12 protein-coding genes are annotated in these 12,959 nt (G+C 34.1%); 5 read left to right on the forward strand and 7 right to left on the reverse strand.

Features of this window, described 5'->3' with window-relative positions; all coding sequences use genetic code 11:
- Nucleotides 1-16 precede the first annotated feature (16 nt).
- From BST92_RS06840 to recQ, 3 genes are all read right to left on the reverse strand, one after another.
- Nucleotides 17-211, reverse strand: coding sequence for a cold-shock protein (locus BST92_RS06840; RefSeq protein WP_036582883.1), 195 nt, complete (start codon nucleotides 209-211; stop codon nucleotides 17-19).
- 109 nt (nucleotides 212-320) lie between these two features.
- Nucleotides 321-803: an RNA methyltransferase gene (locus BST92_RS06845; protein ID WP_105070773.1), complete on the reverse strand. Its 483-nt coding sequence runs from the start codon at nucleotides 801-803 to the stop codon at nucleotides 321-323.
- Between the two features lie 7 nt (nucleotides 804-810).
- Entirely contained in the window at nucleotides 811-2,970 is a 2,160-nt protein-coding gene (recQ, locus tag BST92_RS06850; RefSeq protein WP_105070774.1) for a DNA helicase RecQ, read from the reverse strand.
- Nucleotides 2,971-3,055: 85 nt separating this feature from the next.
- On the opposite strand from recQ, the gene BST92_RS06855 reads away from it, so the two are divergent.
- Nucleotides 3,056-3,835, forward strand: a complete 780-nt coding sequence (locus BST92_RS06855) for a hypothetical protein (RefSeq protein WP_105070775.1) — start codon at nucleotides 3,056-3,058, stop codon at nucleotides 3,833-3,835.
- Between the two features lie 58 nt (nucleotides 3,836-3,893).
- On the opposite strand, the gene BST92_RS06860 is transcribed toward BST92_RS06855, so the two are convergent.
- Entirely contained in the window at nucleotides 3,894-4,484 is a 591-nt protein-coding gene (locus BST92_RS06860; RefSeq protein ID WP_105070776.1) for a carboxymuconolactone decarboxylase family protein, read from the reverse strand.
- A 97-nt stretch (nucleotides 4,485-4,581) separates the two neighbouring features.
- Here BST92_RS06860 and recJ point away from each other — a divergent pair, with 97 nt between their 5' ends.
- Nucleotides 4,582-6,279 (forward strand): single-stranded-DNA-specific exonuclease RecJ, encoded by a 1,698-nt coding sequence (recJ, locus tag BST92_RS06865; protein WP_105070777.1) that lies wholly within the window; start codon nucleotides 4,582-4,584, stop codon nucleotides 6,277-6,279.
- A 124-nt stretch (nucleotides 6,280-6,403) separates the two neighbouring features.
- Here recJ and BST92_RS06870 read toward each other — a convergent pair whose 3' ends face one another.
- The 3 genes from BST92_RS06870 to BST92_RS06880 form a co-directional block, all read right to left on the reverse strand.
- Entirely contained in the window at nucleotides 6,404-6,673 is a 270-nt protein-coding gene (locus tag BST92_RS06870) for a response regulator (RefSeq protein WP_105070778.1), read from the reverse strand.
- A gap of 143 nt (nucleotides 6,674-6,816) precedes the next feature.
- A complete protein-coding gene (locus BST92_RS06875; protein WP_105070779.1) occupies nucleotides 6,817-8,658 on the reverse strand; it encodes a PAS domain-containing sensor histidine kinase in 1,842 nt (613 codons plus the stop codon).
- 107 nt (nucleotides 8,659-8,765) lie between these two features.
- On the reverse strand, nucleotides 8,766-9,518 hold the full coding sequence (locus tag BST92_RS06880; protein WP_105070780.1) for a UDP-2,3-diacylglucosamine diphosphatase: 753 nt from the start codon (nucleotides 9,516-9,518) through the stop codon (nucleotides 8,766-8,768).
- A gap of 228 nt (nucleotides 9,519-9,746) precedes the next feature.
- Here BST92_RS06880 and BST92_RS06885 point away from each other — a divergent pair, with 228 nt between their 5' ends.
- The 3 genes from BST92_RS06885 (at nucleotide 9,747) to BST92_RS06895 (ending at nucleotide 12,898) form a co-directional block, all read left to right on the forward strand.
- On the forward strand, nucleotides 9,747-10,883 hold the full coding sequence (locus tag BST92_RS06885; protein WP_105070781.1) for an ATP-binding protein: 1,137 nt from the start codon (nucleotides 9,747-9,749) through the stop codon (nucleotides 10,881-10,883).
- Entirely contained in the window at nucleotides 10,880-11,629 is a 750-nt protein-coding gene (locus BST92_RS06890) for a metallophosphoesterase family protein (RefSeq protein ID WP_105070782.1), read from the forward strand. The genes BST92_RS06885 and BST92_RS06890 overlap by 4 nt, the downstream gene beginning before the upstream one ends.
- Nucleotides 11,630-11,758: 129 nt before the next feature.
- Nucleotides 11,759-12,898 carry an SPFH domain-containing protein gene (locus tag BST92_RS06895; protein ID WP_105070783.1) on the forward strand — a complete coding sequence of 380 codons (1,140 nt, stop codon included), beginning with the start codon at nucleotides 11,759-11,761 and terminating at the stop codon, nucleotides 12,896-12,898.
- The last annotated feature ends 61 nt before the right edge of the window (nucleotides 12,899-12,959 follow it).

Here is a 12,959-nt window from a genome sequence, read left to right on the forward strand (position 1 = left end):
AAAAAATATGACTTTATTACTGTACAACTCTTACGTTTACAGCATTCATTCCTTTTTTTCCTTCTTTTTCTTCATACTCAACGCGATCACCTTCTCTTATCTCATCGATAAGTCCAGTTACATGCACGAAGCATTCGTTTTGTGATCCTTCTTCAACGATAAATCCAAATCCTTTAGACTCGTTGAAAAACTTTACAGTACCTTCTTTCATTGTAATAAAATGTAATAATTAATATTAACAAAGGTATAGGGATTATTATTTCTAAATTGTTAATACTCAGATTATTTTAATTTTTTGAGTATTTATAGGAGTTCACAGGCTATTTAGGCGTGCCTTTTAAATAAATATGACTGCCTTTTATAGATCTATCGTACATAATAATACTGCCAGCCACCGCGACATTTAAGCTTTTAGGAGTGTTAAACTTTATTAAATGATGGGACTTTTCAATAGCTTCGTTAGTAAGTCCGTGATCTTCAGCACCTAGAAGGTAAACACAATTACGTGGATGCTTAAATTCTTGAAGATCTATTGCTCTTTCATCCAGCTCGACACCTATAATCATAGCACCTTTAGGTAGGTGTTCATAAAAATCTTCAAATGTATCATAATGAAAGTAAGGCATAGCTTTTACAATATCATGTGTATCACAAGCCTGTTTTGCATATCTTTTTCCGACTGTAAATACAAAACTAGCGCCTAGGTTTTGAGCACTACGCCATAAGACACCTAGGTTTTCAGGTGTTTTTCCGTGCTGTATGCCTATGCCGAAGTAACCTGGTTCTAATTGGTCTATTTTCATATATCGATTATTTTACAGTGGTTGTGGCTTCTATTAAATACATAGCAAGACGTAATTTTCCATAGCTATGTTTTCCATTGAATTTTTCAAATATGGGCTTGAGAGCATTCTCTTTCTCATAGCTTTCATAAAATGGTTCAATCTCTGCAATTTCATCTGGTGAAATATGTGCCTCTAGATTTACATCTTTATGACTTACATATCGTTTCCCTAGATGAGATAGTATCGTGTCTATTTTAAGTGCTCTTATTTCAGATATTTCTTCAAGCGTTTTTCCTGCCCAGTATAACTTTACACTTTCCATAACGGTATCCTTTTTAGGTCCGCTCTTTTTTTTCTTTTTGGGTTTTGAAATAACGACACGGTATATAAAATCGCCCTCGCGCATCATTTTAAAACCTTGTGTGAATTTTAAAAATGACTCTCCATAGGTATCTAACTTGTGTTTTCCGACACCAGTAATATCTTCAAACTCATCAATTGTTAGTGGAATTCTAGCGGCGATGTCTTTTAATGTGGCGTCACTAAAAACCATGTAAGGTGCCAGGTTCTCTTGAGAAGCTATTTGCGTTCTTAATTTGCGTAAACCAGCATACAGATCTTTGTTTATCTCGCTAGGTAAGGACTCTTGTACTGCTTTTGCATTTCTAGCAGCAAGCTCTTCAGGTTTAGGTATAACAGCTAGTTTTACTGCTTGTTTATCAAAAAGTACTGCTTTTGCCTGTGGTGTTAATTTAAGGTGGTTAGATTCATGAAAAGCGATCTCTAGCAATCCTTGATTAATCATTTGTATAATATATTGTTGCCAGTTATTCCATGAGATATCACGTCCAGCGCCATACGTTTTTATAGATTGAAAACCACTATCGATAACACTTGCATTTTGTGCACCGCGCAATACATCTATTAATAAGTTGAGTGATGCTCTTTCTTTCATTCTATAAACAGCACTTAATGCTTTTTGAGCTATAAGTGTCGCATCAAAGAAGTCTGGTTTATTGAGACATACATCACAGTTACCACAATCTTTTTCTAGATATTCATTAAAATAAGATAATAACATGCGACGGCGACAGGTGAGTGCCTCAGCAAACTGTTTCATACGTTCCAGTTTAGCAATTTGCACTTCACTATTACCACTATCTCCTGCAAAATTGCGCAGTTGAATCACGTCTGCATAGCTATGGAATAGTAGGGCATGAGCATCAATACCATCGCGCCCTGCACGACCGATTTCTTGATAATATCCTTCAATGTTTTTAGGCATATTATAATGAATCACAAATCGCACATTAGATTTGTCTATTCCCATACCGAATGCAATCGTAGCACAAACTATTTTTAATTCATCTTTAATGAATTGTTCTTGTACGCTTTCGCGGAAGCGGTGTTCTAACCCAGCATGGTAAGCAGCAGCAGAAAAACCTAGATTGGACAGCTTATCTGCTAGTTTTTCACATGATTTTCTACTTAAACAGTAAATGATACCAGAGTCGTCTTTATACTTTTTGAGAAAACGACGAACTTGAGCTAACCGGTCATTACCAGGTCGTACTTCTAGAGTTAAATTAGGTCTATCAAAGGATGCTACATATTCTTGTGCATGAGAAATAGCAAGCTGCTCCTTAATATCAGCACGTGTGGCACGATCTGCGGTGGCAGTTAATGCAATTAAGCTAGCCTGTGGAAACGATTTTTTAAGATAGGCCAGTTGTGTGTATGCTGGTCTAAAATCATGTCCCCATGTGGATATACAATGTGCCTCATCTATCGCAATTAAAGAGACGTCTGTAGGCTTTAAATGTTGTAGTAAAAGCTGGATACTTTCTGGTGCTACATAAAGTAATTTTAGTTGATTCTCTTTTAATAATTGAAGCATCTCTTGCTGCTCTGTACCTACTTGTGAACTGTTAAAATAACCAGCCGTAATGCCATTAGCTCTTAGAGAATCAACTTGATCCTTCATTAAAGCAATAAGTGGAGAAATGACTAAAGTAATTCTATCTAGCATTAAAGACGGAAGCTGAAAACACATGGATTTACCGCCACCAGTAGGCATGACAACCATAAGGTCTTGATGCGCGAGAACATCATCAATAATTTGCTCTTGTAATGGACGGAAACTATCGTAACCGAAATGCTTTTTAAGTAATTCGTGTTTATTCATTAAAATTAGTTTGTATGGCTTATAAAATCTTAAAAGACAAATTTATTCTATTTTAGCAAAGCATACAATTAGACAAATGTTGAAAATGAAACGATTACTAGCATTCTTATTGGTTTTAAGTGCAGGATTGTGTGAGGCACAAGATCTCAATAACTTTAAATATGTTATTGTGGAGAATCAATATGATTTCCAACAAGAACCCAATGAATATCGACTTAATGAGATGATGGTTTTTGAAATTAAAAAACGTGGCTTACATGCATTCAGAAACAGCGATGTTTTACCAAAAGATTTGAATATAGGAACTTGTAACGCTTTAAACTTACGTGTAATTGTGTCTAGAGGTTTACGAGTAAAAATGACTTATGAATTTGTGAATTGCACGGGTGAAGTAGTCTATACGACTCAAGAAGGTATAGGAAGAACTAAAAATTATGAAAAAGCTTATCGTGAGGCACTTAGAGATGCGATGAAATCGCTGGATGAGGTAGATTATACATATGAGAAACCTGAGTATATCAAAATAGTTCAAGGTGCTCCTGTGGACAGTGTGCGAACTAGATCTGGACGTCCTGGTCAAAGAGATTTAAAAAAAGAAAAGATTATTCTTTCTGATAACCAACAGATTGGAACAGTTCTTACAATTTCAATGAGTTCAAAAGATGGTCTTTTTACCCTAAAATTTGAAGATGAAAAAATCAACATTTTTAAAAACAACAACCTGATAGGTACTCTTAAGAAGAGTCAATCAGGTTGTTATCTTGCTATTACCACAGAGTTTACCGGAATAGGTTATGAAAAGGATGGTGGTTTTATCATTGAATATGATAAAAATGGCACTCAGTTTTTAATCTTTAATAAATAAATTCACTTATCACTTGTTTTTCATAAGGCCAGACTTTAGTCTGTACTTATTAGATGTATTAAACATGTTTCCCTACTTCAAAACCGTGTTTTCCTAGATATTGATTACCGCTATCTATAGCATCTTGTTCTAGAGTTGTTCCCATAGAGTCATTCCATCTATTTAAATAACCGAATAAAGAAATTACACCTAGCATTTCTACAATCTCTCCTTCATCCCAATATTGGTGTAATCGATCTTGTATGTCTTGATTTACGGCATTAGGCACTTGACTAGCGGCTAGCGAAAAATCTAGCGCAGCACGTTCAGCATCATTAAAAGCTGCATGCGTGCGGTATTCCCAGATGTTATCCAGTTGTTCTTGCTCTGCTCCATAACGTTCTGCAGCTCTTATCGCGTGCGCTTGACAATATCTACAACCAGTTGCATTACTAGAAACCCAAGCAATCATGCGTTTTAAAGCGCTGGTGACACGACCTTCATTTGCCATCACGGCTTTATTAAGATTGATAAATGCTTTTGAAATGGCTGGCCTGCGTTGCATGGTTAGTACAGAATTAGGGCAAAAACCTAGTGTTTCATTAAAAAAAGCAGCTAGTTCACGTGTTTCTGGATCATGACTGGCGTCTAATGGAGTTACTAATGGCATATTAAAAGTTGTAAGTTCTAGGGCAAGTTAATAATTATCTATCACAGATATTGTGATACTAAGAACCAAATCATATTTTGGTCATACATTTGAATTTATGCGCTGGACTTTAAAACCTCAACCCGATAAAGAACGACAGGAGAAACTGGCTCAAGAGCTAGGTATAGACTCTTTTCTTGCTGGTTTGCTTGTGCAGCGTGGTGTGGACGCTTTCGCGAAAGCGAAATCCTTTTTCAGACCAGATCTTAATGAATTACATGATCCTTTTTTAATGAAGGATATGGATGTGGCTGTAAAACGCATCCAAAAAGCCATAGGGAATAATGAGAATATATTAGTTTATGGGGATTATGACGTTGACGGAACTACTAGTGTTGCATTAATGTCTACCTTTTTATTGAGTTTTTATGATCGAGTAGCTACTTACATACCAGATCGATATGGTGAAGGTTATGGAGTGAGTTATCAAGGAATAGATTATGCTGCAGATAATGATTTTTCTCTAATTATAGCATTGGATTGTGGTGTGAAAGCTATTGATAAGGTTGCATATGCAAGTGAAAAAGGCATTGATTTTATAATTTGTGACCATCATAGACCAGGAAGGCAGTTGCCAGCTGCTGTTGCCGTACTAGATCCTAAACGTGATGATTGTTCTTATCCGTTTGATGAGTTATGTGGTTGCGGTGTAGGATTTAAATTATGTCAAGCGCTGGTCGAGGCAAATGACTGGGATTTTGATATTTTAATTCCTTATTTAGACCTAGTCGCTACTGCGATAGGTGCAGATATAGTTCCTATAATTGATGAAAATAGAATATTAGCTTATCATGGATTAAACGTGATTAATACCAGTCCGCGTGCTGGTTTTAAAGCGATTATCCATCAGTTAAAAAAGGATGTTTTAACTATCACAGATGTTGTTTTTATTATAGCGCCACGTATTAATGCCGCAGGTAGGATGAAGCATGCCTTACATGCCGTAGAGTTAATGGTGACTGACGATTTTAAAGAAGCACAACGGATTGCCGCAGAAATCGAAGAATATAATGCAGATAGGCGAGAGGCAGACCAATCGATAACAGAAGAGGCAAAACAACAAATTATTAATAATAAAGAGGAAGAACTTTTTACCACTGTAGTCTATAAGGAAGACTGGCACAAAGGTGTAATAGGAATAGTTGCATCTCGATTAATTGAAGTCTATTATAGACCTACTTTAGTCTTTACAAAAAGTGGAGAGTATCTAGCAGCTAGTGCACGTAGTGTAAGCGGTTTTGATGTGTATAATGCGCTTGAGCAATGTAGTGAGTTTATAGAGCAGTTTGGCGGTCATAAATATGCTGCCGGATTAACATTAAAACCTGAAAATTATCCTTCTTTTAAGGCTCGTTTTGAAGAGGTAGTTTGTGCTACTATTGAAAAGCAACACCTGACACCAGAAATAAAAATTGATGCGGTATTACCACTAGAAAACATAACACCAAAATTTTATCGCATTTTACAACAAATGGCACCATATGGACCAAGTAATATGCGACCTGTTTTTATGACTGAAAAGGTTATGGACACAGGTTATGGTAAGTGCGTAGGCAAATCAGAAGATCATTTAAAGATCAAAGTGGTAAAAAAGCAAAATGATAGACATGCTATTGATGCTATAGGTTTTAATCTGGGTAAAAAGAGTGACCTTATTAAAAACAAAGACAAATTTGATATTGCTTATACCATTAGTGAGAACGAATGGAATGGTAATGTTACCTTACAATTAATGCTTAAAGATATTAAAGCTTAATAATTGAGCATGTCTACAAGGTGATCTAATCTTAAAGGCTTTTTGTTTAAAGAGTAAAGAGGTGCTGTTTCAGCAAATTTCTTAAGATCTTTTTCTGAGTATTTTTCACTAGTCATGTGAAATTTTAAATTGAGTTTTCCTTTTTGTTCTTTAATTTTATTAGAAACTTTTTAATTAATTTCCATCCATTTACAGCGTTAGTTTTATTCTCTGTAATGATATGAATAGAATCAGTTGAATCACTTTTATCCAGTTCTTCTAAACTTTTTAAAGCCTCTTTATTATTTGAAAAAACATGAATATCTTTTGATAATTCATTTAACTCTAGCATGGTTTTGATTACGTAAGAGTCGATAGGATTATCATCTATGATCCAAATTTTAGAAGTCTTCATAATATTTTATTTTCAGAGATCTAAAGTTCCGATTTATTAATCGATGTGACTATAAATATACTAGTGTTAGGTTGTCAATCGTTTAAAGGTTATAATTATTGATGAACTGTAGGAATAAGTTCGGTTCTTTATTAAAGCTAGAATTATATTTTAATGGTAAAAGTGCTGCCTACGCCTACTTCACTTTTAACTGATATAGTGCCACCCATTGCTTCTATTTGATTTTTAGTCATGAATAGTCCTAATCCATTAGCGTTTTCATGATCATGAAAAGTTTTATACATTCCAAAAATCTTTTCTCGATGTCTGGTCAGGTCTATCCCTAATCCGTTGTCAGTTACACTAATCGTACAGCCATTTGTATCTTGAATAGCAGATATGCCTATAGTTAAAGGCTTTTTTACATTTCTATATTTTATACTATTAGTAATAAGGTTAGTTAAGGCGCTTTCTAGATATGCTGGGAAAGCTTCAATTTTTAAGTTGTCTTCTATATCTAAGGTCACAGTGTAATCACTATTTAACAGCTCGAGAGAGATACTACTTAATACTTTTTGCACAAAGCTATACAACGATATGGAGTCAAAATTAATATGAGTAGTTTGAATAGAAACTACTTGATTAAGGTCCTCAATAGTTTTATTAAGATTATCGCTAGAATCATTAAGCATTGCTATGATTTTAGATCTTACCTCTGAATCTTCATTTTCTAAGTAGAAATTAATAAGACCTTTAAAGTTGCTAGAGTGTGATCTTAAATTATGAGATACGATATAAGCAAAGTTTAAAAGACGATCATTCTTATGCATGATTTCGTCTACAAAAACTTTACGTTCTTGTGTAGCTTGTTTTTCCTTAGTAACATCAATGATTTGTATTACTAAGTTTTCTGGCTCACCGTATTCATCTTCTAGAACATTACAAATTGTTTGAGTGTACATAATAGTGCCATCAGGACCTATAAATTTAATAGGTTGCTTGATGTGATCTCTCTTGCGATTTAGTAATTTTTGCAACTTATCAAACCATATGCAAAAGTCTTTCTTATCAATAAGTTCTTCAAAAGAGGAATTTAAAAGGTTTGCATTTTTTAGTTTAGAGATTGAAACTAGTGCATTATTTACATCTAGTAACTGTAAGGTAGTAGCGTCCATGATAGCAACACCAACTTTTGAATTTCTAAACAATTTCTGAAACTTCTCTGAATTCAGTTTAGACTGGTGCTCTCTTTTTTTACGCTCACTTATATCTTCAAAAGTTCCATATTGTCTATGACATACACCATCTACAAAGTCACTTTGACCTATTGCTCTTACCCATATAGAATTTCCTTTGGCAGTTATTAATTCTAACTCTAGATCATAGGACTCATTTTTAGTAAGAGAATTAATAAAGGCTTGAGTAATTTTATTTCTAGATTCACCTTCTTTATAAAAAAGTATTGCAGTAGAAGCATCTGGTTGATAATCTTCTGGTAACTCGTGCAATTTTTTTGTAGCACTGGACCAGTAAAGTTCACTATTAATATTGTTATAATGCCAAGTACCTATATTTGCTTTAGTACACGCACTTAGTAAAATTCTATAATCTAGTTGATCTCTTTTTCTTAAGATGACCTGAGAAGTAATGTCCTCAGAAACGATAATCATTCCAGCTATTTCATTATCATAGTTATACCAAGGCTTAACACTCCATTTCAACCATTGTTCTGTACCGTCTTTCCTGATAAATAATTCTTCATCACAAGATTCTTCAGCACCTTTTAAAACGCGTTGATGCTTTTCTTTCCATTCTTGAGATATTTCAGGAAATAAATCATAGTGATACATTCCTTTAATATCTGTGTATTGAAGTTTGTAATCCTCACACCATTTTGCAGAGTGTGCAACATATCTCAAGTTATTATCTAAAAAAGCAACAGCTATAGGTGCCTGTATAAGAATATTAATTTGATCTGAAATATTAGTAATGTATTTATGAGCCATGCTTCAAATCTAGGTAAGATGTCAGTTGAAATATATTTTAATTAGGTTAAAACGTAAATAAGCCTCATAAAATCAGATTAAAAGCTATTTATTATCGACAAAATGCTTTATAGCTTTTTCAACTCAAATGTTTGCCCATCATAAATACCGTAAGTATAATGACTTATCCAATCACCTAAGTTAAAATACATAGACTTTTCACCTACAGAGATTTCCATAGGCATATGTCTATGACCAAAAATAAAATAGTCGTAATGCTCTTTTAGTAATTTACGCTTAGCATATTGAGCTAACCATTCATTTTCCTCGCCTAAGAATTTTGCATCTTCATCACCAGAGATTAGTTTGTTTTTAACTGACAGATATCTAGCGATTCCAACTCCTATGTCAGGATGTAGCCATTTGAAGCACCATTGAAAAAAAGGACTTGTAAAAACTTTTTTCATTCGTTTATAGCCTTTATCGCCGGGACCTTTTCCATCACCATGGCCTATTAAAAACTTTTTACCGTTAAATTCAAATTTCTTAGGCTCGTGATAAACTTCTATGCCTAGCTCTTCTTCAAAATAACCAAACATCCATAGATCGTGATTCCCAACAAAAAAATAAATCGGGATACCACTGTCAGCAATCTCGGCAAGCTTACCTAAAACTCGCACCTGATTTTTAGGAACAACATGTTTATATTCAAACCAGAAATCAAATAAGTCTCCTAGTAAAAATATAGCCGCCGCATCTTCCTTAACCATATCTAGCCAATCTAGAAACTTACGTTCCCTAGGCTTACTTAACTCTTGAGTCGGTGCGCCTAAATGATTATCGCTAGAGAAATAAATTTTTTTGCCTGGTGGTAATTGCATACGGGCAAAGATAGTATTCTTCAATTGATAAATATTTTTTACAAACCTTTCAAAATCGTCATAGTTTATTAAATCTTATAAGTGTCTATTAAAGATTACTCTAGATATACTTTGAATACAACACCTTTAACCTGTAATTTATTGAATCTAATGAAAATATAAATCACTTAACTTAAGTTTAATTGTATTTTCAACCTATTATTTTCTTTTGAAAGTATCTTAGACCACATGATTAATAAACGACTTCTTATAAAAAATCTGCTGGCTCATAATGATGAAAATAGTTTTTATGATAAGAAGTTACGATTAGATTTTAGTAATAAAGAAGGTAAGGCAAAATTTCTCAAGCATATTTGTGCCCTTTCTAATTCCAACCCAGCAAATAATAGTTATATCGTCATAGGAATAGATGATGCGACTAACAAAATTCTAGGAGTTGATTTTTACGATGATTCAAAATTACAAAATCTTGTAAATGCATATTTGCATAACGCACCCATTATACAATATGAAAATATTCCGTTCCCGCACTTGCCCACTGGCAAAGTTGTAGGATTAGTAACTATTAGACCTCAAAACAGCATCACATCGTTACGTAAAAATATATGGAAATATTATGGTGGTGCCGTATTCTTTAGAGATGGAAGTATTTCTATGCCTAAGAATTTTGATATTGCTGTAAAAGATGTTAATTCCACTCTAGTAGCTCAAATAGAAAAACAAGCTAGTAATAATATTGAACTGACCTTAGATAGAGTCATGGAATTTATGGCTCATAAAAATAGAGGCTTAGAAGCGCATTATAAAGTATTCAAAGAACAATTTGTACTATGCTGGTCAGGTAAACTTAAAAATAAAAATGGACAGCAGTACTATTCTAGAGTTGATATTGAACTTGTAAATGAACATGTAAGATTGTTTTATAGTGCCCTAGATGAAGTTCAAATTAGCTATGATAATGATTGCTTCAGTATTCTAGAGTTTGTCGAGCTAGGCATAGGTACACATCAAAAATATCATCCTTTAGAACGGCAGATCTTTAGATTCTTACCTAATGGTACTTATACATTAGAAACTAAAATTTTATTCAATCCACCGTATTATGATAGGCGCACATTGCATCATATCTATAATATAAATCTTGCGTTATTGTTTAAAATTTCTAACGACTTACCTCTATCAGAACAAGAGATGATAGACCTTAGGGCACTACCAGAAACCATGTTGATTTGTCATTTTAATAGCATAGGAGAACCTATAGATAAAATGAAAAAACATAAATCAAATCTTAAAAAATATCCAGACACTTATGCAGCTTATAAAGAAGCCTTAAGAGTACTTAGAAAAGTAACATACAATTCATGAGAACCATAACAATAGGCGATATCCATGGCGGTTATAAAGCGCTAGAACAATTAATAGAAAAAATCGAATTACAAGATAGAGACTTACTGATTTTTTTAGGTGATTATATAGATGGATGGTCTCAAAGCTTTGAGGTCATTGAATTTTTAATATCGCTTAAGCAAAAACGTATACAGAATAATCAAACTGCTCCTATTTATTTAAGAGGTAATCATGATGAGTTATTCTTGAATTATTTAAAAACCAAAGCACAAAACAGCATGTGGCTTCATCATGGTGGTCAAAGTACCATAGATAGCTATAAGGATAGATCAATTAATGATTTTGAAAGACACGTTGAGTTTTTTGAGAAAGGATTAAAAAATTATTATGTTGATAAATCAAACAATGGATATTTTCATGCAGGATTTCACAATTTAAAAGGACCAGAGCATGATTATTATGACAATATGCCTTATTGGGACCGCACACTTTGGGAGCTTGCACTTTGTGTAGATCCTAGTTTAACACCAGATAACGATCGGTATCCAAATAGGTTGAGGCTGTATAAAGAAATATTCATAGGTCATACACCTACATCTAGATTAGGTAAACTAAAGCCTGTTAATGCAGTAAATGTATGGAATATTGATACCGCAGCAGCATATAAAGGACCACTTACAGCATTATGTGTTGAGACTAAAGAAATCTGGCAGTCCGATCCAGTTCATACATTCTATCCAAATGAAAACGGGCGTAATGAGTAGTCATAAATGAAAGTAAATACAACGATTGTTGAGTACCTATATGATGCTTTTTAAAAATCCTTTTTCGCGTAAGCAAAATCACCTAAAATTTTGCTAACTTGAAAGACCAATTTTAACACAGTAATTATCATGAGCATATTTGATAAAATAAAAGAAAAATTAAGCCACGAATTTATAGATATAATTGAGTGGCTGGACTATACTGATGATACCATCGCGCACCGTTTTGAGCGTTACCAAAACGAAATCAAAAACGGCGCAAAATTAATAGTGCGAGAAGGACAAACAGCTGTCTTTATAAATGAAGGACAACTGGCAGACGTGTTCACGCCTGGTACCTATGATTTAACGACTCAAAACTTACCTATACTTTCAACTTTAAAAGGATGGAAATACGGATTTAATTCACCGTTTAAGGCTGAGGTTTATTTTGTTAATACACACTTATTTACTGACGAGAAATGGGGAACTAAAAATCCAATTACCTTAAATGATGATCGTTTTGGATTAGTGGAGATTAGAGCTTTTGGTACCTATGCATTTAAAATTGCAGATCCTGGAAAATTTATTGTTGATATAGTAGGTACAGATAATAATTTCACAAATTTTGAAATCAATGAACATCTTAAAAGCTTAATAGCAACTCGATTTACAGATACTGTAGGCGAGGCTAATTTACCTATTGAATTATATGCAGCAAACACTACAGAGTTGTCTGAGACCTGTCAAGCGGTAATGCAACCTGAGTTTATGGGTGTAGGTATTTCTTTAGAGCGTTTTTACATAGAGAATGTATCGATGCCAGAAGAACTCAAGAAAGAGATTTTTGAATACAGTCGTATTGATAAACTTGATCTCGACAAGCTTACTAAATTTAAAACTGCCAAAGCTATTGAAGCAGCAGCTCTTAATGAAGGAGGAACCGCTGGAGCAGGTATGGGAATGGGAATGGGATTTGTCCTAGCGCAACAAATGGGCGGTATGATGTCTCCACAAATGGGTGGACAACAATCGATGCCACAACAACAAGCGCAAGCTGCGGTAGTACCACCACCTATGCCGCAAGCCACTCAGTACTATTATGCACATAATGGTGCACAAGCTGGTCCAGTAGGCTATTCTCAATTACAATCCTTATTTGCTAGTCGTACCATTAATAAAGAAACATTAATATGGAAAGCTGGTATGGATGGCTGGAAACCATTAAATCAAGTAGAAGAGTTAAAAGGTTTCTTGGGTAGTAACACGCCGCCGCCATTACCGCAATAATATTAAGTTTTATATAAGATATTATGATTATTAAAAGAATTGTCATTCCGCATCAAGTGCG

Origin of the sequence: Nonlabens arenilitoris, assembly GCF_002954765.1 — a bacterium.
GTDB lineage: Bacteria > Bacteroidota > Bacteroidia > Flavobacteriales > Flavobacteriaceae > Nonlabens > Nonlabens arenilitoris.

Coding starts and splice junctions, on each gene's coding strand:
- BST92_RS06880 (WP_105070780.1), bottom strand. CDS start 9,518: ATGCAATTACCACCAGGCAAAAAAATTTATTTCTCTAGCGATAATCAT.
- BST92_RS06890 (WP_105070782.1), top strand. CDS start 10,880: ATGAGAACCATAACAATAGGCGATATCCATGGCGGTTATAAAGCGCTA.
- BST92_RS06860 (WP_105070776.1), bottom strand. CDS start 4,484: ATGCCATTAGTAACTCCATTAGACGCCAGTCATGATCCAGAAACACGT.
- BST92_RS06895 (WP_105070783.1), top strand. CDS start 11,759: ATGAGCATATTTGATAAAATAAAAGAAAAATTAAGCCACGAATTTATA.
- BST92_RS06855 (WP_105070775.1), top strand. CDS start 3,056: ATGAAACGATTACTAGCATTCTTATTGGTTTTAAGTGCAGGATTGTGT.
- BST92_RS06840 (WP_036582883.1), bottom strand. CDS start 211: ATGAAAGAAGGTACTGTAAAGTTTTTCAACGAGTCTAAAGGATTTGGA.
- BST92_RS06885 (WP_105070781.1), top strand. CDS start 9,747: ATGATTAATAAACGACTTCTTATAAAAAATCTGCTGGCTCATAATGAT.
- recQ (WP_105070774.1), bottom strand. CDS start 2,970: ATGAATAAACACGAATTACTTAAAAAGCATTTCGGTTACGATAGTTTC.
- BST92_RS06845 (WP_105070773.1), bottom strand. CDS start 803: ATGAAAATAGACCAATTAGAACCAGGTTACTTCGGCATAGGCATACAG.
- BST92_RS06875 (WP_105070779.1), bottom strand. CDS start 8,658: ATGGCTCATAAATACATTACTAATATTTCAGATCAAATTAATATTCTT.
- recJ (WP_105070777.1), top strand. CDS start 4,582: ATGCGCTGGACTTTAAAACCTCAACCCGATAAAGAACGACAGGAGAAA.
- BST92_RS06870 (WP_105070778.1), bottom strand. CDS start 6,673: ATGAAGACTTCTAAAATTTGGATCATAGATGATAATCCTATCGACTCT.